Origin of the sequence: Algoriphagus sp. CAU 1675 (assembly GCF_029222925.1) — a bacterium.
In the GTDB taxonomy this organism is placed as follows: domain Bacteria; phylum Bacteroidota; class Bacteroidia; order Cytophagales; family Cyclobacteriaceae; genus Algoriphagus.
In genome coordinates this window covers 27787-47241 of the sequence record NZ_JARHUI010000008.1, presented here as the reverse complement: position 1 = coordinate 47241, position 19455 = coordinate 27787, and the positions used below count along the sequence as shown (strand labels likewise).

General features: G+C 36.3%; 19 protein-coding genes. 18 read left to right on the top strand and 1 reads right to left on the bottom strand.

The annotated features are described in order from the left end of the window. Positions 1 to 458 precede the first annotated feature (458 nt). The 6 genes from P2G54_RS16285 to P2G54_RS16260 all read left to right on the top strand — a co-directional run bounded on the left by P2G54_RS16285 (position 459) and on the right by P2G54_RS16260 (position 7121). The gene (locus P2G54_RS16285) at positions 459 to 815 is read left to right on the top strand and encodes a four helix bundle protein (RefSeq protein ID WP_275872623.1); all 357 of its coding nucleotides are present in this window, start codon (positions 459 to 461) and stop codon (positions 813 to 815) included. Positions 816 to 858: 43 nt separating this feature from the next. Then, complete coding sequence (locus P2G54_RS16280) at positions 859 to 1365, top strand: winged helix-turn-helix domain-containing protein (RefSeq protein WP_275872622.1); 507 nt, start codon at positions 859 to 861, stop codon at positions 1363 to 1365. Positions 1366 to 1826: 461 nt separating this feature from the next. Continuing rightward, positions 1827 to 3260 carry a hypothetical protein gene (locus P2G54_RS16275; protein WP_275872621.1) on the top strand — a complete coding sequence of 478 codons (1434 nt, stop codon included), beginning with the start codon at positions 1827 to 1829 and terminating at the stop codon, positions 3258 to 3260. Positions 3261 to 4141: 881 nt separating this feature from the next. Next, positions 4142 to 5092 carry a GNAT family N-acetyltransferase gene (locus P2G54_RS16270; protein WP_275872620.1) on the top strand — a complete coding sequence of 317 codons (951 nt, stop codon included), beginning with the start codon at positions 4142 to 4144 and terminating at the stop codon, positions 5090 to 5092. A gap of 5 nt (positions 5093 to 5097) precedes the next feature. Further along, positions 5098 to 5937, top strand: coding sequence for an FkbM family methyltransferase (locus tag P2G54_RS16265; RefSeq protein ID WP_275872619.1), 840 nt, complete (start codon positions 5098 to 5100; stop codon positions 5935 to 5937). A gap of 248 nt (positions 5938 to 6185) precedes the next feature. Beyond that, positions 6186 to 7121 (top strand): FkbM family methyltransferase, encoded by a 936-nt coding sequence (locus P2G54_RS16260; RefSeq protein WP_275872618.1) that lies wholly within the window; start codon positions 6186 to 6188, stop codon positions 7119 to 7121. Between the two features lie 214 nt (positions 7122 to 7335). Here the strand turns inward: P2G54_RS16260 and P2G54_RS16255 are convergent, their stop codons facing one another. After that, positions 7336 to 7644, bottom strand: a complete 309-nt coding sequence (locus P2G54_RS16255) for a hypothetical protein (RefSeq protein ID WP_275872617.1) — start codon at positions 7642 to 7644, stop codon at positions 7336 to 7338. Positions 7645 to 7728: 84 nt separating this feature from the next. On the opposite strand from P2G54_RS16255, the gene P2G54_RS16250 reads away from it, so the two are divergent. The 12 genes from P2G54_RS16250 (at position 7729) to P2G54_RS16195 (ending at position 18882) form a co-directional block, all read left to right on the top strand. After that, positions 7729 to 8727: an MBOAT family O-acyltransferase gene (locus P2G54_RS16250; protein WP_275872616.1), complete on the top strand. Its 999-nt coding sequence runs from the start codon at positions 7729 to 7731 to the stop codon at positions 8725 to 8727. Then, positions 8727 to 9671 carry a hypothetical protein gene (locus P2G54_RS16245; protein ID WP_275872615.1) on the top strand — a complete coding sequence of 315 codons (945 nt, stop codon included), beginning with the start codon at positions 8727 to 8729 and terminating at the stop codon, positions 9669 to 9671. The genes P2G54_RS16250 and P2G54_RS16245 overlap by 1 nt, the downstream gene beginning before the upstream one ends. Before the next feature lie 125 nt (positions 9672 to 9796). Beyond that, on the top strand, positions 9797 to 10612 hold the full coding sequence (locus tag P2G54_RS16240) for an ABC transporter permease (RefSeq protein WP_275872614.1): 816 nt from the start codon (positions 9797 to 9799) through the stop codon (positions 10610 to 10612). A gap of 159 nt (positions 10613 to 10771) precedes the next feature. After that, complete coding sequence (locus P2G54_RS16235; RefSeq protein ID WP_275872613.1) at positions 10772 to 12019, top strand: ABC transporter ATP-binding protein; 1248 nt, start codon at positions 10772 to 10774, stop codon at positions 12017 to 12019. Then, a complete protein-coding gene (locus tag P2G54_RS16230) occupies positions 12009 to 12680 on the top strand; it encodes a class I SAM-dependent methyltransferase (protein ID WP_275872612.1) in 672 nt (223 codons plus the stop codon). The genes P2G54_RS16235 and P2G54_RS16230 overlap by 11 nt, the downstream gene beginning before the upstream one ends. Then, positions 12673 to 13620, top strand: a complete 948-nt coding sequence (locus P2G54_RS16225; protein ID WP_275872611.1) for a glycosyltransferase family 2 protein — start codon at positions 12673 to 12675, stop codon at positions 13618 to 13620. The genes P2G54_RS16230 and P2G54_RS16225 overlap by 8 nt, the downstream gene beginning before the upstream one ends. Next, entirely contained in the window at positions 13617 to 14492 is an 876-nt protein-coding gene (locus tag P2G54_RS16220; protein WP_275872610.1) for a glycosyltransferase family 2 protein, read from the top strand. The genes P2G54_RS16225 and P2G54_RS16220 overlap by 4 nt, the downstream gene beginning before the upstream one ends. After that, complete coding sequence (locus P2G54_RS16215) at positions 14489 to 15199, top strand: hypothetical protein (RefSeq protein WP_275872609.1); 711 nt, start codon at positions 14489 to 14491, stop codon at positions 15197 to 15199. Before P2G54_RS16220 ends, P2G54_RS16215 begins: the two co-directional genes overlap by 4 nt. Beyond that, entirely contained in the window at positions 15199 to 16086 is an 888-nt protein-coding gene (locus P2G54_RS16210; protein WP_275872608.1) for a glycosyltransferase family 2 protein, read from the top strand. Before P2G54_RS16215 ends, P2G54_RS16210 begins: the two co-directional genes overlap by 1 nt. A gap of 2 nt (positions 16087 to 16088) precedes the next feature. Continuing rightward, positions 16089 to 17009 (top strand): glycosyltransferase family 2 protein, encoded by a 921-nt coding sequence (locus tag P2G54_RS16205; RefSeq protein ID WP_275872607.1) that lies wholly within the window; start codon positions 16089 to 16091, stop codon positions 17007 to 17009. Then, positions 17006 to 17881, top strand: a complete 876-nt coding sequence (locus P2G54_RS16200; protein ID WP_275872606.1) for a glycosyltransferase family 2 protein — start codon at positions 17006 to 17008, stop codon at positions 17879 to 17881. The genes P2G54_RS16205 and P2G54_RS16200 overlap by 4 nt, the downstream gene beginning before the upstream one ends. Then, entirely contained in the window at positions 17878 to 18882 is a 1005-nt protein-coding gene (locus P2G54_RS16195) for a glycosyltransferase family A protein (protein ID WP_275872605.1), read from the top strand. Before P2G54_RS16200 ends, P2G54_RS16195 begins: the two co-directional genes overlap by 4 nt. Positions 18883 to 19455: the final 573 nt, after the last annotated feature.

Genomic DNA, 19455 nt, shown 5'->3' with positions numbered 1-19455 from the left:
AAATTGTCACTGAATCTGCGAACTCTACGCTCCGATTCACTCATCGTAAATTGTTCTCGTCTTGCCATTTTTTATCTAAGTTTTTTCAGACAAAAACGGTCAACTTATTTCAGGCACCGACAACCACTTTAAACTCTCAACTTTAAACTTATCCCCGATGAATATTGGAATAAACTCTCAACCCAAAACCTACAACTTAGAACCTAGAACAAATTCCCAATTCTCAATTCTCAAAACCTACAACCTATAACTTCCAACCCTCAACCCACAACCCATAACCAAATCCCTTCATTTTATTTACAAAAAATTGCAAAAGTCAAATCTCCGAGTAAATTTGTTACTCGTCGAGTAATTTTTTAACTCATCCCGCTAAGTCCACCTGGGACTGAAAGGGCGAAGCTTTATTTAAGTGAAGAATGATGAATTGATAATGATGAATTTTTTAAATCAGTTTTTTTATGGCCAATCAAATTGTTGACAAAACCCTTGCATTTGCTCAAAAAGCCGTCAATGTATATCTGCATTTGAGAAAAAATGGGCATTTCCGTCTTTCTGATCAATTTATAGGGGCCACTACTTCTATTGGTGCCAATGTGGAAGAAGCCCAGGCTGCACATTCCAAATTAGATTTTATTGCAAAAATGACAATTGCGTCAAAGGAGGCCAGAGAATCGAAATACTGGATAACCATTTTAGATAGAGAAGATTTGGTAGGAAAGGATCAAGACTTTGAATTTCTAAAATCAGAAATTAATGAAATCATTGCAATCCTTAATTCTATTGTCAAAAGTAGTAGAGAGAATCTTTCTAAGTAGGCTCTATAATTCCTAATTCCTAATTCTAAATTCCTAATTTCTTTTGCTAGAATCCCTAGTAACCTCCAAAACCCGCATCAAACTCCTACTCAAATTCTTTTCCCATAGGAATTCGGGATACCTGCGGGCATTGGCCAAGGAATTCGAGGAATCGACCAATTCGGTACGTGTGGAACTCAATAGACTTACCGAGGCAGGGCTTTTGGTTTCTGAAGATGAAGGAAAAACAAAGGTCTATATGGCCAATGAAAAACATCCCTTCTTTGAGGAGATCAAGGGAATGGTCAGTAAGTTCCTCGGTTTGGACGAACTCATGGAAAAGATCGTCAAACGCATGGGAAATGTGGAAAAGGCAATCATCACCGGGGATTATGCCAGAGGGATTGATTCAGGAACCATTCAGGTCACGCTCATCGGAAAAGACCTGGATGAGGAATACCTACGCTTCCTGATGGATAAAACCCATGAAAAACTCAAGCGAAAAGTACAAGTAGAACTCCTCGACTCCGATCCCGGGGATCTGAATGGGATTCTTGTGTATGGAAATTGATTTTGGAATGATGGAATAACTTGTCCCGATGTAATCGGGAGGGATCAGGGATTAGGGATTAGAGATTAGGGATTAGAGACTAGGGACTTAGGAATCCAATTCATAATTCTGAATTCATAATTCTCAATTTTCAATTTTCAATTCTCAAAACTCACAACTCACAACTCACAACTCACAACCTAAAACCTACAACCCACAACCTACAACTCACAACCTAGAACAAATTCTCAATTCTCAAAACCAAGAACAGTTAACAGTATGCAGTAGGCAGTCTACAGTCAGGACCACTTTAAACTCTCAACTTTAAACTTATCCCCGATGACTATTGGGATAAACGCTCAACCCAAAACCTAGAACAAATTCTCAATTCTCAATTCATCATTCATCATTCCTAATTCTCAATTCTCAATTCATCATTCATCATTCCTAATTCCTAATTCTCTCAACCCAAATCCGTTTTCATGCGCACTATTTTTCTCCTCTCCATTCTAGCAGTAATCGTTTTCCTCCAGATCAACGGGGAAAAGATTCCTGTCAATGAGGGGGCTATTGAGGATGGGATATTCTATAGAGAGGTAGGACGCAATTTCCTCTATGACATGGAAGAAGGAGGTTACAATCTGGTCCAACTCACACGCATCCTTCCCTTTGCCCTGCTCAACCTCTCTTTTTCGGCTTTTCACATTGTAAAGGACAATGAGGGATTACGCAACGGAATGATCATCTGGCAGGTCATTTACCTTGCTTTGGCAGTTTATTGGTATTTCCGGATCGCCAAAAAACTCCGCCTCAGAAATTCAGTGCTCAGCCTGGGATTTGTGTTGCTCTTTGCCAATTACGCCTGGCTCAAGTCCATCTGGTACCACCCCTTTAGCCCGGATCTCCTGGCTTTTGCCCTGGGAATGGGGCAGGTAAACTATTTCCTGCGCTACGAAAAATTCAAGCTGGGCATGCTCTCCGTCATCGGAACCTTTGTCTCTCCCTTGCTGCTGATTTCCGGTCTGCTCATGCTCTTCCTTCCGGGAGACAAACTCCCCGAATATGAGGGAGAAAGACCCAAATCCTCTTTTCCCCTGCTCATTGCCCTCTTGCTCCCTTTGGCTTTGGCGGTACTGGGTTGGGGCCTCTGGAACTGGGGAACTGAAAGTCTGGGTGAACAGCTACTCCATGTATTTTCCCTTCTTGCCATAGCTTTCCTGGTGGTGGGCATTGCAGTTCAAAATCCCATAGACTGGGAAAAAGCCATTCCGCAACTCAAAAAAAGAACCCGCACCGACCGACTCAGCAAGGGAATCATGGGCTTTTCGGGTATTTTACTGGTCTTGGTGATGCTTTCTGGAGACAATACCGGCTTAGGAGTTTTCCGCCTCCTGCGGGAATCCGGACAGGGAGTATTCCGACATCCGGGAGACTTTCTCCTGGAAACCTGCCTGCACTGGGGAATTGCGGTCCTCTTCACAGGACTATTCATGCATAGATTTCTTGAGGAATTGGGGAAACTGGGATGGGCTGTTTGCTTCACCCTGCTTTTGGGACTGCTTTTGATTCCCTTTTTCAAATCTGCAGCACTCGCGGCCTTGGTTCCCCTCTGGGTGGTGATTTTACTCAAGGCCCTCAAGCGCTACCACTGGAACAACAAAGACCTCATACTCACAAGCATCCTGGCAATAGGGATCTCCTTAGCCTGGCTGCCCCTCAACTCTGCGCAACTCAGGGAATGGATGGCTTCAGGAGGGGGAAATCTCAAATCCCTGGAAATCCAGAAATGGGCCCTGCATTTCGCAACCCTCATTTCCACCCCGGTTTATCTGATCTTACTCCTAATTTTATCACTCATCACCTGGTTCCTGTACTACAGAAAGAAGCAGTATGCCAGAAGAGGAGTTTTGGGTTAGGGACTAGGGATTAGGGATTAGGGATTGGGGAATAGAGACTAGAGACTAGAGATTAGGGATTAGGGAATAGAGAATAGAGATTAGGGAAACCAATTCATAATTCTGAATTCTGAATTCATAATTCTCAATTTTCAATTATCAATTCTCAAAACCCACAACTCACAACGTAGAACCTAGAACCAATTCATCATTCCTAATTCTCAATTCATCATTCCTAATTCCTCATTCCTTCTCTGGGACCACAGGCCCTTCGGGATTTTCGGTTTTTTCGAGTTTCGGAAAGCCGTTAATAAAATGGCTTAGCACCGAGCTTGCCTCGGTGATCCAGCCATTTTTAGGCATGAAGAAGGAGAAAAAATCCATCCTAAACGAAACAGAGGAATTTGAACAATCTTGGCAGGATGGAAGAAAAGACCGGGGCCGAAAGTTTTTCCTACGCGCATCCTGGCCCTTCGCGGTCAATTTCCACTGGAAATTGTCTGATCGCTCAGTCCCTTTTTGACAGCAAAAAGTAAAAGATCCAAAAGCGATTAGAGTTTTCAAGACAGGTGGCTAAGGAAAAAAACATCCCCTTTTAACTAAACCACGAATTTACCGAGTGAAACGAAGGGAATAACTTGTCCCGATGGAATCAGGAGGGATTAGGGATTAGGGAATAGAGACTAGAGATTAGGGAATAGAGAATAGAGAATAACTTGTCCCGATGGAATCGGGAGGGACTTAGGAATCCAATTCATAATTCTGAATTCAGAATTCATAATTCTCAATTATCAATTTTCAATTATCAATTCTCAAAACCTACAACCTACAACCAATTCATAATTCCTAATTCCTAATTCCTAATTCTCAATTCTCCCAACCTACAACTCAGAACCGTACCAATGCCTTCCCACATTTCCATCCATCCCTACCAAGCCGAACTTCGGGAACTGTGGGACAAACTGGTCAGGGAAAGCTCCAACGGGACTTTTCTGCATCAAAGGGGCTTTATGGAATACCACTCGGATCGCTTCAGGGATCAGTCCTTTTTATGTATGAAAGACGAGCAGCCCCTGGCTCTTTTGCCCTTGGAAGGAGAGGAGGAAAAGCTTTATTCCCATAGGGGCTTGACCTATGCGGGCTGGATCTTCAAAAGGGGTCTAAATGGGGAAGAGAAGAAAGAAATCCTAGAAGCGAGTCTGGAGGAATTGAGAAAAAGGGGAGTCAAGGAACTTGCTGTCAAAACGGTACCCTCGTTTTTCTGTACAGAAACCCAAAACCCATACCACCACTATCTTGCTGAAATAGGAGGGGAAATCAGTCAAGTCAATGAGTTTTACTATACGCCCTTGCCTATCAAAATTCAGGATAGGGGCAAAAGATGGGGAGCCAGAAAGGCATTCAAAAATGGAGTGGAGATTCGTCCAGCTAGCGAACTGAGTGACTTTTGGCAGGAAGTACTCATTCCCTGTCTTCGTGAAAGACATGCTACCTCACCAGTCCATAGTTTGGAGGAAATCCAACTCTTGAAATCAAGATTCCCCAAGGAAATCATCCTATGGGTGGCCTGTTTGGATGAAGAATTGCTGGCGGGAAGCCTTTTGTTCTTGATTGGAGATACCATCCATTGCCAATACATAGCCTCAACCCCCAAAGGAAGAACATTGAGATCCTTGGATGCGCTGATGTCGCACTTGATGGAAAAAGAATTTGCAGATAAAAAAGGATTTTCCCTGGGAACAGCTCAGGATTCCAAAAGTGGGAAACCGGATCAAGGATTGGTTCAATGGAAAAAGAGCCTGGGAGCACTGCCCATCCCTGTTCCTGTCTACCACTTCAAGCTTTCTAACTAACTGCCTTGGGCCTCTTGCGCTTCATCGGGAAAGTCAGGGAATTTGCAGTGCTTTCCTTCAGGCATCCGGGCTATAGGAAGCTAGGCGATCGCTGGGAACTCTTTAGAGTTCAAGTTGCGCTTTATTGGAAAGGTAAGTTTCGGCCCAATCGGGAATTGACCCAAAGGCTGTGGAACTATAAACTCACGTCAGATAGCCCCAAGACTCTGTTTTTCCTCTTTCAGGAAATCTTTGTTTCCGAGGTCTATAGATTTTCATCAGAAACAGACACTCCCCGAATCCTGGATGCAGGAGCCAATATAGGGCTAGCTGTCTGCTACTTTAAGATGAACTATCCTAATGCCAGGATCGCTGTAATAGAGCCGGCGCCAAAGGCAATGGACTACTTAAAAAAAAATGTGAGCCAAAACCAGTTTCAGGATGTAGAATTGATTGAGGCAGCCCTGTCCGATAGAGCGGGAAAGGAAGAGTTCTGGACGGCTGAATCCCTGCTCAATTCCTCCCTTTATCCCAAGGAAAAAAAGGGACAAAGCCTGGAAGTTCGCGGTATCCGTCTATCGGATCTATTGAGGGATGCGGCCTATGACTTGGTCAAACTGGATATAGAGGGAGCCGAAAGAAAAGTCCTCCAAGACCTCCAAGCCTCCGGTCTGATCAGAAAAGCCAAAACCTATATTCTTGAATACCATCGAGGAGATGGTATGGAAGATAGCTACGAAGAAGTCCTGGACCTATTCCAAAAATCAGGGTTTGCCCTAAAAAAACGCCTCCTGTCCCGGCAAGAACCTGTAGAAGAAATCCTGCATTTTGAGAGGGAGAATGGGGATTTGGGATTTGGTGATTAGGAAACTAGAGATTAGAGAATTGGGATTAGAGAATAGAGAATAGAGAATAGAGACTAGAGAATAACTTGTCCCGATGGAATCGGGAGGGATTTGGGAACCCAATTCATAATTCTCAATTCCATGGAGCGGTAATCATTAAGGAAGACCAAACTCTCAACCCACAACCTACAACTTACAACTTAGAACCAATTCATAATTCTCAATTATCAATTTTCAAAACCCACAACTTATAACCTGCAACCGATCCAATGACATTTTTTGAATTCGTTTTAAAGCTCAACGGAAAATTCCCCGCTCTCAGAAGATTTTCCCAATCTTTTGTAAAATCAGCTGTTTTAGACCCTAGGAAAAGGAGTAGACTGAATAGTCTTTATCATAAATTATCCTATTACGAGAAATCCATATTTCATGCACTGTTTGGTAGGATTTTCAGGGATGGGAATAGTTATGATATAGATGGGTATTGGATTTTGAAATTTGCAGGGCAAGAAATTCGAATTCCCTTAAATGGGGATTCCCTTTGGCTGGATTGGGAAACGGCGGTATCTGTATTGGGGCATGATTACGAAATCAAAGCCTTTTATGAAGAGGAACTCGCTTCTTCAAAACCTCCAAACTGCTTTATGGATATAGGAGCTAATTATGGAACTCATTCCCTTCTGTTTTTAAAGTCAGGTATCCGAACTATTTCCATAGAGCCCAATCCGGAATGCAAGGCCTACTTTGAGAAAATGGCAGAATTCAACCAAGTAAAAGGAGAGTGGTTTGGAATTGCTCTGGGAGAGAAAGAAGGAAAAGCGGAGATTGTATTTCCGGAAGGGGAAACCTGGTTGGGCTCCATAAAGGAAATCGACTTTAGCAATAGAAAAGAAAGTATTAAATCCTATCAGGTAAGTGTCGAGACTTTGGACCGTTTTTTAGAAACCAATGATTTGAAGCCTGAATTGATCAAAATCGACACAGAAGGCTTTGAGGAAGGGGTGATTAAAGGAGGAAAGGATTATTTATCAGAAAAGTATCCTCAGGTAATTTTTGAAGCAAATTCCATAGGTGAGAAAAAGAAGTTGATAAAACAGTTCCAAGGATTGGGATTTCAGATCTTCAGCTTGAAAATCAATTTGCCTGTGCGAGCTGAGCAAATGAAACTGGATAGGGAGACCAATTTTTTGGCTAAGGAAAATTAGACTTTAGAATCTAATGCTCTTTAATTCTTACGAATATTTGATTTTTCTACCTACAGTCTTTTTACTGTACTGGTATGTCTTTTCCAAAAACCTCAAAGCCAGAAATATCTTTCTCCTCCTTGTCAGCTATATCTTCTATGGCTGGTGGGATTGGCGGTTTTTGGGGTTGATAGCCTTGAGTAGTGCGGTGGATTACTGGTGCGGGGTCATGATGTCAAAAGACGACAGACGACAGTCCACGCCTGTCCGCTCTGGCGGAGCCGATTCTGCTTCTGACAGAATTAGGAATTCCAAAATTGGATTTCAAAATACAGAGGTATCCACCGTTCAACTGTCGACCGTGGACCGTGGACCGTTGACAAAAAAATCTATTCACAGTGGACCCTTGACCGGAAAAAAGGTTTACCTCACAATTAGTCTTCTCTTCAACCTCGGTCTCCTGGGTTTCTTCAAGTACTTCAACTTCTTTATTGAATCCACAGCCGAACTCATCCAAACGCTGGGATTTCAGGCCAATATCCATACCCTAAATTTGATTTTACCGGTGGGCATTAGTTTCTACACCTTCCAGACCCTCAGCTACACCATCGATGTGTATAGAGGCAAGATGGAAGCTACAAAGGATCCCATAGCCTTCTTTGCCTATGTGAGTTTCTTTCCTCAATTGGTAGCGGGTCCAATCGAACGCGCTTCCAATTTATTGCCCCAGTTTTTTGAGAAGAAGGTCTTTGATTATAGTCAGGGGACTACTGGATTAAAATTGATTTTGTGGGGCTTGTTTAAAAAGATCGTTATTGCAGACAATTGTGCCCATATAGTTAACTCCATTTTTCAGGATTATACTCATGTATCTGGCTTGGAGTTAATTTTTGGTGCGATATTGTTTGCCTTTCAAATTTATGGCGATTTTTCAGGTTATTCTGATATTGCTATTGGCACGGGAAAATTACTAGGATTTGATCTGATGACGAATTTTAAAACTCCGTATTTTAGTCGTGATATAGGGGAATTTTGGAGAAGATGGCATATTAGTTTGTCTTCATGGTTTAAGGATTATGTATATATTCCTCTTGGAGGGTCGAGAGGTACAAAACTTCAAAGTATCCGTAACATATTTATAATTTTTTTAGTCTCCGGTTTCTGGCATGGTGCTAATTGGACTTTTTTGGCTTGGGGTGGATTGAATGCATTTTATTTCCTTCCCGTTTTTTTGCTTAGAAAAAATAAGAAACCTATAGATTTTCACGAGATTGAAGGTCTTTTACCAAATTTAAAGTCCTTGATCCAAATCTCATTTACTTTTGGTTTAACCTGCTTGGCTTGGATTTTTTTTAGAAGCCCAACTGTTGGAGATGCATGGCAGTATCTTTCCTCAATTTTTAACCAACCCTTTTTCCCATCTAACTATAGCTTTATAAATTATGACCTTAGGCTCGCCTTAGTTTTATTTATTGTTCTAGAATGGTTGGGAAAGAGAGAGCTTAACTTTTTAGTGGTATTACCCAAAAAGAGATGGCGATATGGAGTTTATGCTGGATTATGTTATTTGTTGGTGTATTGGGGAGTGTTTGGTGAGCCAATCGAATTTATTTATTTTCAGTTCTAATGAAGAAATTTATAACTAGGTTTTTTTTATTCATTTTTATAACAATCTTGATTTTTCCATTTGTAACTATTTTTACAGAACTTGTTAAACCTGAAAGTTTCTTTTTAAGAATAAGGGATTTAAAAGGTAAGAGTAGTTTTACATGGACTAAATTAAGAGAAGTTGATAAAATAACAAATGTAGATGTATTAATTCTAGGTTCCTCAATGGTATATAGAGGGATAGATACAAGGGCATTTGATACATTAGGAATTAAAACTTTTAATTTTGGAACAAGTGCTCAAACACCAATTCAGACAGAGTATCTAGTGGAGAAATATATTGATAAGATCAACCCAAAGCTTATAATTTGGGATATTTCACCTAATTCACTAACAGATTCTGGATTTGAGTCGTTTATCGATTTGTGCTCAAATGATGGGGTAAATAAAGAAATGATTGACCAGTTTTTTCATTTGAAAAGATTTGATGCTGTTAGTACACTAGTAGCTGTTGGAATTAAAAGACTTTTTTTTCCAAAAAATGATTTTGAAGAAGAATTAATTAAAGGTAAAGATAAATATATAGAGGGTGGATTTGTGGAAAGGAAAATTGAAAAATCCGGATATAATCCAAGTATTAATCCTATTTATTTTTATCCAAAACAAAATCAAATTCAAGCAATTGAACGAATTTTGAAAAAATTTAACGAAAAGCAAATACCTACTATTCTTGTTGCTGCTCCAATTCATCCAGATAGGTATAGAACTTATGAAAATTTAGATTATTTTCGACAGTTAAGGTCTTCGTGGTCAAGAAAATTTGAAATAGTTGATGTGTTTGATTTTAATAATTTGAAATTACATCCAAATCTTTTTTATGACATGTATCACCTTAATCAACATGGTGTTGTTTTTTATAATAATGAATTGATTTATAATGTTAAACCTTATTTGTGTTTTTGATTATTTAATTTGGTGACAAATTTTTCAATTATTGTTGATAATGATGAGTTTTTTAATCTGTATAAAAATGAATTAATTATGTTTGTTTATATCTTGTTGCAATAATTACTAATTATTTAATAATATTGAATTTAGTTATAATAAAGCCCTCTAATGGCTGGAAACTGGTTGATTTTAAGGAATTATGGAGGTACAAGGATTTGCTTTATTTCCTAACCGTTCGAGGAATTAAGGCTCGCTATGCACAATCCATATTGGGAATTGGTTGGGCCATTATCCAACCTCTATTTACCACTTTGGTTTTTACTGTGGTATTTGGAGGATTGGCTAAGGTGGATTCTGATGGCATGCCTTATATTCTATTTTCCTATTTGGCTCTTTGGCCTTGGTCTTATTTCTCCGGTACCCTGACGGATTCTGCCAATAGTTTGGTGGCCAATGCCGGTATGATTACCAAGGTGTATTTTCCAAGACTCATTCTTCCACTTTCTTCCATATTCAGTAAACTCCTGGACTTTGGGATTTCCTTTATTGTGCTTCTCGGTTTGCTCATTTACTTTCAGGTGCTTCCGGGATGGGGAGTGGTTTTCCTTCCTCTGCTACTACTTCAACTCCTGATGTGTTCACTGGGAATCGGAATGATTCTTTCTGCTATGGCTGTACAGTACCGAGATGTGAAATATGCCTTGACCTTTATTGTGCAGCTCCTGTTGTATGGGGCCCCTGTGGTCTATAGCACCACGGCTGTACCAGAGGAATGGCAGTTTGCTTATTCTCTCAATCCCATGGTTGGAGTTATTGAAGGGATCCGGGCAGGCTTCCTAGATAGACCCATGCCATGGGAATGGATCTGGCCTGGGACCATAGTTGCAGTTCTTCTATTCGTTTTTGGTTTATTTTATTTCCGCCGAATGGAACGAGTTTTCGCAGATGTCGCATAGCAAAACCATGAGGCGGTCCCGATATAATAAAGTTTAACAACCCGATCGGGACTTGTGGATGGAAAGAATCTTTGCTGACGTATCGTAAAATTTGTACTACTTAAAATCTAATATTTATCAATTCATAATTCTGAATTCATAATTCTGAATTCTCTAAAAATGTCCGATACCATCATAAAAGTCGAAAACCTCTCCAAGCGCTACCGCATAGGTTTGCAGGAAAAGCGTGCGGATACCTTTGCTCAGCAGCTTTGGAATAATCTAAAAGCTCCAGTTGAAAATTTTCGAAGGATTCAAAGCCTGGGGAAATTTGAGGCCGAAGAGGAGTCTGTTCACTGGGCTCTAAAGGACGTGAGTTTTGAAGTCAAACAAGGAGAAGTGCTTGGAATTATAGGAAAGAATGGAGCGGGCAAATCCACCTTGCTCAAGATTCTATCCAAGATCACTGAACCTACCTCAGGTAGAATTGAAATGCATGGGAGAGTTGCTGCCCTTTTAGAGGTAGGTACTGGATTTCATCCCGAATTGACAGGTAGAGAAAATATCTACATGAACGGAACTATCTTGGGTATGACCAAAAAGGAAATAGACCGGAAACTGGATGAAATTATTGATTTTTCCGGGGTAGAGAAATACATTGATACACCAGTAAAATATTATTCTTCAGGCATGCGTGTCCGATTAGGTTTTTCGGTTGCTGCACATTTGGAACCGGAGATATTGATTATCGATGAAGTATTAGCGGTAGGGGATTATGAGTTTCAGCAAAAGTGCCTAGGGAAGATGGAGGATGTAAGCCAGAAAGAGGGAAGAACGGTATTATTTGTAAGTCATAATATGGCAATGATGAAAAATTTATGCAAGTCAGGATTACTTTTGGAAAAGGGATATATAGAATTTCAAGGTAATATTAATGAAACAATTGATAATTATATTAGAGAAATTGAAAGTGAGAAAAAGTTTAATGAATTGATAACAAGCCAAGAAGGAAAAGAAATTTATATAGAATTTGTTAATTTTTCAGGTGAATTCATAACTGGAGGTAAAATTGATTTATTATTTGGTGTATTTAATAAATTAAAGGGGAAAAATGTAGAGTTTTCAGTTTCATTTTCAACATTAGATGGAACACCTGCTCTACAATATTACTCTGGACATATGGGTGAAATTTTTAAGTTGTCCAAAGGGAAAAACCAAATTAAAGTTAGAATAGAAAAATTACCATTAGTTAATGGAATTTACTATATTAATTTGTGGTTAGGGTCAAAAGGAATGTCTTATGATTTTCATCGAAAATATAAAAGAATCGAAGTTAAGGCAGGAAGAATTATTGATAATGGTCCTATATGTACTTTTAATAATTATCCTGTAATAAACCCTGCAATTTGGGAGAAAAATGATGGTTGATAAAAAGTATATTACTCATAGCCGAGAGCCTTTTTTTGAAATAGCTTTTAAATATATTAAGAGTGGTTCTAAAGTTTTAGATGTAGGTCCTGGCAATGGATCCTTTTCAAAATTTTGTGGAAGAAACGATTTTTATCTTCTTGATGGAAATGAAGATACAGTTGAAATATTAAAGAAGAATTATAAAAATGTATATTTTGGAAGGATCCCAAAAATACCTTTTGAAGATAATAAATTTGATTTAATTCATTGTAGTCATATTGTTGAGCATTTGTATCCAAATGAATTATATGATTTTTTGAAGGAACTTGATAGAACTTTGAATAGTGGAGGATATTTAGTCATATCTACTCCTCTTTTTTGGGAGGGCTTTTACAATGATTTGTCACACATAAAACCATATAATCCAAAAGTATTTCAAAAATATTTATGTATGTTAAAGGGGGCCAATCCTTCTAGAAAATCTATTTCTACTAGATATGAAGTTATAGAGTTAAAGTTTAGATATAGAAATAACTATGATAGATTTAATTTTGTTAACTTCAAAAGATCAAACTTAATAAATAAATTTTTTGAATTAATTTTTTCCAGGTTAAGTAAAAATAGTTTTTTCTTTTTAGAAAAAACAGGCTACACTTTAGTTTTAAAAAAACATGAATAAATCTCCTTTGGTTTCTATTTTAATACCTAATTTTAATAAGGGAAAATATTTAAGAGAAACTTTGAATTCAGTTATTAATCAGTCTTATACAAATTGGGAGTGCATAATTGTAGATGATCATAGTACTGATAATTCTTGGGAAATCCTTAATGAATATTCCAGAAAGGATTATCGAATTAAGGTATATAAAAGGCCAGATTATAGGAAAAAGGGGGGTAATGCAGCTAGAAATTTTGCCTTTGAGTTATCAAAAGGTGAATTTATAAATTGGTTAGATTCTGATGACTTATTTACTTCAAAGAAAATTGAGAATCAACTTAAAATAATATTAGAATTAAATTCAGATTTGGTTTTGTCTAAGCTAGCCAATGAAAACAATAAATTGCCTGAAAAAAAATTTTATTTCATTGATGAATTTAACAGTCATATTAGGCCAATTAAATTTTTGACTGGTGATTTTTGGTTTTCAACCTCGACTCCACTTTTTAAAAGAAAATTTATTCTTTTAAATGATTTTCTATTTAATGAAGATTTAAGGAGGAATCAAGAAAGTGAATATTTTGCTAAATTATTGATAAATAATCCTAAAATTGGTTTCATTGATGAAGTTCATGTTATAAGAAGATATGATGATAATTCTATATTTTCTAATTATAAAAAATTGAGTCCTAAAGACCAAATTAATTCCGATTTTCCTATTTTTTTAAATTTGGCAAATTATTTTAAGGAAAAGGATGTTTGGGGACCTCTTGAAAAAGAATATTTTGTCAACTGGTATTTAAAAATCATACAATATTCAAATTTATCTTTTCCGTTTTTCTTTAAATTATTTTTTTTAACTATTAGGGATGGTAAGTGGAATCAAATTATCATTTTTTTTAAATCTATAATTTATAGGTTATTTAATTCTTATATTTTTAAAAACCTTTACTGTTTATGATTTCTGTTATTATACCTTTTTTTAATTCTGAAAAAACCTTAGCTAGAGCAATTAATTCTGTTTTAAAAAATGATTTTGTTTCCGAAATTCTTTTGATTAATGATGGTTCTTCTGATGAATCAATTAATATCGCTATGGATTTTGTCAATAGTTATTTAAACATTAATCTCTATCATCATCCTGGGATGAAAAATAAAGGTGCCTGTGCATCTAGAAATTTGGGAATTATGTATTCTTCATGTGATTGGATTCAATTTTTGGACTCAGATGATGAATTGCTTCCTTTTAAATTGGCCTCTCAAGTTCCTTTGATTAATGATGATTTTTGCTTTATTGTTGGAAATTCTATTTTTGTGGATTTAAAAAATCGTCAAAAAAAAATTTTTTATTTTAAAGATCCATGGGTTGGATTAATTAAAAGTAGATTGGGTAATACTGTTGCCAATTTATGGAATAAAAAATTTCTTTTAAAAGTTGGTGGATGGGATGAGTCTTTATTTTCAAGTCAAGAATATGATTTAATGTTTAGACTTTTAAAGATTAATTCTAATATTGGTTATTGTATGGAATTTTCCTCTATTATCTATAAGCAGGTTAATTCTATAAGTACTTCCATTGAATTAAAAAATATAAGAATCTTTAATTGGATTAAATTAAGAAATAATATTAAGACTCATCTTATTTCTATTAATCAATTTAATTTTCTCAGAAGATATTATTTTTATTCCTACATTTATAAATTTCATAATATTAATCAGCTGCCATATTTAAATCATAATGGAATTTATTATTGGTGGTTTTATTCTTTTATTTTATTTCTAAAGAAAAATTTATTTTTAATTTTAAATTCTATTGTAATAAAAAATAAATGATTACTTTGTTTTTGTTAATTAAAAGATTTTTAAAAGAATATAGAAATTCTTTTATTAATAATAAAAATATTAAAATTAAGATTTTCTATTTTTTTAAATTTATCTATCATAATTATTATTTTCAAGATAATCCATTGTCTCTTAAATTACCTTGGATAACTTATGCGGCATATGATTTTTTAATTAATAAAATAAATAAATCTTTTGTTGTTTTTGAATATGGAACTGGTGGTTCTACACTTTTTTTTCTGTCAAAAGTCTCTGAGTTAGTTAGTGTAGAGCATGATGAAACATGGTTTCAATTTGTAAAAGAAAGATTAAATAAAATTCAATTTAATGGATTGCATGAATTTCATCTAGTTGTCCCAACCTTGCAAATTAATAATGAAATTGAAATGAAATCATATCAAATGAAAGAATATAAACATTTCGATTTTAAAGATTACGTTTCTATTATTGATAATTATTCAAGTGAATATTTTGATTTAATACTTATTGATGGTCGTGCAAGGCCTTACTGTTTTTATAGATGTTTGTCAAAAGTTAAACCGGGTGGATATATTGTTTTGGATAATTCTGAGCGTAAACATTATCAAGATGTTTTAAATCAACATAAAGATTGGATTGTTTTTGATTTTTTTTCTCCAACTATTGCTTCTCTTCGATTTACTAAAACAACCATTTTTCAAAAACCATTATTAAACTAATGATTAGTGTAATTATTCCAATTTATAACAGGGGAGATTTAATAGGTGAAACTCTAGATTCATTGTTTAGACAGACCTATATTGATTGGGAATGTATAATTATAGATGATGGGTCTACAGATGATTCAGAAAATGTAATTTTAAATTATTCAAATAGGGATTCAAGAATTAAATATTATAAAAGACCTTCTCATTTTACTATAGGTGCAAATAGTTGTAGAAGAATAGGTTTAGAATATGCTAAAGGTAAATTTGTTAAATGGTTAGATTCAGATGATAAGTTGGATCCATTAACTCTTGAGATCCAATTAAGTCAAATCCAAAAAGGATTTGACGTGGTTTTTTGTAATTCTCTTGTTTTTAATTCTGATTTTTCCAAAGTAATTAATACTCAGTGGTCGCAATTATTTCTCTCAGATCAACCTGAAAAGGATTATTTACTTGAAAAACTTGCATGGTCTACACCTTCTGGTTTATGGGAAAAAGTTAAAATTAATTCACTTCAACCATTTTCAGAAAATTTACCAAATTCTCAAGAATGGATTTTTCATCTAAAATCCTTATTTGGAAATCTAAAAATTGGTGTATTTAAAAATGATTTAGTTTTTGTAAGAAGTCATTCTAATTCAATCTCGTATTCTTTTGATCAATCTTATTGGAAAAACAGATTTATATCTCGTCTTATTGCGGCTAATTTTGTTTCTAAATATGATTTTAATTATTTTTTATTCGTTAATGAATCCTTAAAATATATGTTTATTAAATATAAAATTTACTTAGATCCTGTTTTAACTTTTAGGTATTTTTATAATTTTTTGGTGGCTTTTTATAGAAAATTTTTTAGGAATAAAACCCAAAGTTTATCTTCATTTAAATTTATGGATTAAACATGAAGGTTTCTGTTATTATTCCAGTTTTTAATGCTGTAGAGTATGTCGAAAAGGCTGTTGAATCTGCTTTAAAACAAGTTGAAGTTGCTGAAGTTATTTTAATCGAGGATGGTTCTGCTGATTCTTCCCTAGTTATTTGCAGGAACCTTACTTCTAAATATAAAAAAGTTAAATTATTAACTCATCCCAATAATTCTAATAGAGGTCCCTCAGAAAGTAGAAATCTTGGGATTAAATATTCCAATTTCGAATTTATTTCTTTTTTAGATGCGGATGATTTATATGCTGATAATCGATTTGAATGTGATAAAATTAATTTTTTAAATCCTGAGGTATATATTAGTTATAATTCGTCAGCAATATTTTATCCTGATGGAAGGATTGTTGATTTTGGCTTTAAGGAAGATGTTTTGAATAATATTGATCCTATTTCTATCCATTCTTTTAGTAAGTTTATTCATGATAATGATATTTCTATTTGTGATACCAACAGTTTAACTATTAGAAAATCTGTTTTTGATACCGAAAAACTATTTGATATTAGACTTGATATGCATGAAGACACAGAATTATGGTATCGTATTTCCAGAAAATTTTTGTTTTATTCTGGATGTTTAAATAGACCAGTTTCCTATGCAAGAAGACACAGGAATAATCGAATTACTGAAGAATCAATTTCATCTAGGTTAAGATTTTTATTAGTTTGGATTGATAATATCGGATTAAAGGATTTAGAGGATTTTGAAAAAAAGGCTGTTTCATATCATTTAGCAAGGGCCTTATCAAACCCCATTAAAAATCATTTTCTCAGGAAATCCATTTTACATGGATTCCAACTGTTTACAAGTTTGACAAGGCCAGTGTTTATTCCTTTGTTTTATCATTGGGGCATGCGAAAATTTAACCTGTATAAATCTTGATTTATTTTTCTGTAATTATACCAACCTATCAGGATTGGGTGAGACTTGAAAAACTTTTGGAGGCATTAGCTAAGCAGTCTTTTGATGAAGATAATTTCGAGGTTTTGGTAATTAATAATGACCCTGAAAATAAAGTCCAATTAAAAGATGCATTTCCTTTTTCTCTTAGGGTTTTAACCGAAAAGAGATCTGGTTCCTATGCCGCAAGGAATAAAGGAATTCATGAAGCAAAAGGTAAAGTTTTAGCTTTTATCGATTCCGATTGCTTACCAAATTTCAATTGGTTGGAAACAGCATTTAAAATTTTTGAAAAGGATAAAGAAATGGAAATCGGTGTTTTGACCGGACCGGTTCCTTTGTTTTTTAAGGATCCAAATCAGCTTTCTCCGGCTGAACTCTATGAGAAATATACAGGGGGATTTACTACGGAGGCCTACGCAAAAGAAGGAAAAGCGATTACAGCCAATTGGTTTTCCTATAAATTCGTGATCGAGGAATTTGGAGGGTTTAATGCGGAATTAAAATCCAATGGAGATTCCGAATTATCTGGTAGGATTTCCCAAAAATATAAAATCGAATATTGCCCTGATTTGATTGTGCATCATCCAGCACGTTACCATACTTCCGACTTGGTCAATAAATACAAAAGGCTATTGGGAGGGACTTATGCTCGTAGATTTCAAGCTGATCTCAAGGCCTTTCGAAAACATCTAATCAAATTTATTTGGGCTAGATACCGTTTCGCCATCAAACGACTATTTACACTTTCACCCAAGGAATCTCTTCCAATTTTTCAGGTTTGTCATGCCATCAACAAGGGAGCCATTCAGGAATATTTTAACCTAATCAAGGGAGGAGAGACTAAAAGATGAGTGAGGATCAATTTGGACAGGGGCAAATTCTGAATTCTGAATTTAGAATTCAGAATTATCTAGTTTCTATAATAATCCCTGTTTACAATAAAGCTGAATTTATTCGGGAAACTCTGGACTCTGCCTTAGCCCAAACTTTTCCTCATATTGAATTGGTTTTGGTCAATGATGGGAGTACGGATGGAAGTTTTGACATTCTTCAAGAATATAAAGAGAAGTTTCCAGCTAAGATTCAACTCATTGATTCTCCCAATCAAGGGGTTTCTGCTGCTACCAATTTGGGGATGCAAGCCTCAAATGGGGAGTATATACAGTTTTTGGATGCGGATGACTTGCTCTCCCCGGATAAAATCAGTACTCAGGTCAATTTGTTTAAGGGAAAGAGGAAAGCCAGCATAGCTACCTGTTCCTATGTGGGCTTTAGGGATTCCATAAATAATTATGATAGAGTTTCGTATGGGGCCTTTTCATCTTTTGAATCAGGCCTGGATCTCTTGCTCCAGTTTTGGAATTTTCAGGAAATGATGGCCATCTCCTCTTATTTGACGCCCAGAGAATTAATTGAAAAGGCTGGTCCTTGGGATGAATCCCTAAGCATCAATCAGGATGGGGAGTTTTTTATGAGGGTTTTGCTCCATGCCAAGGAGGTGATTTATGATCCGGACTCCCTCGTGTATTACCGGACTCCAGGGCCTTCCAATGTAAGTCAGCAAAAATCCGAACAGGCCTTTCACTCCCTTTTAGCATCCTATCAGAGCTATGAAAGAACCACCCTGGCTCAAGAGGATTCCAATCGGGTACGGATTGCCCTGAAAAAGGTCTATCAAAAGTTTATCTACGATTGCTTTCCCCAGTATCCTGACTTGATCGCCCAAGCGGAAGGTTTGATCCAGAATCTAGGAGTTCCTCAAAAGACCTATATAGGAGGACCCAAATTCCAGATGCTGACCAAATACCTGGGCTTTAAAAACGCACTCCGATTGAAACGGTTTTTAGGATAGTGTGCGTCATTGCGAGGAGCATTTAAGGTTATTTTAATGATATTTAAGATCAACTATGCGACGAAGCAATCTTCTAGAAGAAACAAGAAACCAAATTGAAGACTGCCACGCTTCGCAGGCTACGCTCGCAGTGACGTTTAGCTCTTCGTCATTGCCAGCCCTTGAGGATGCGTCATTGCGAGGAGCTTTTCTGCTTTCCTTAAATTGTATCAAGATCAATCTGGCGACGAAGCAATCTTTCTATATGACCGAGTAACTGATTCACTGGTGAAATTCTATTGTAAGACTGCCACGCTTCGCAGGCTACGCTCGCAGTGACGTTTAGCTCTTCGTCATTGCCAGCCCTTGAGGATGCGTCATTGCGAGGAGCTTTTCTGCTTTCCTAAAATAGTATCAAGATCAATCTGGCGACGAAGCAATCTTTCTATAGGACTGATTAACTGCTTCAAAGGTGAAATTCTATTGTAAGACTGCCACGCTTCGCAGGCTACGCTCGCAGTGACGTTTAGCTCTTCGTCATTGCCAGCCCTTGAGGATGCGTCATTGCGAGGAGCTTTTCTGCTTTCCTAAAAT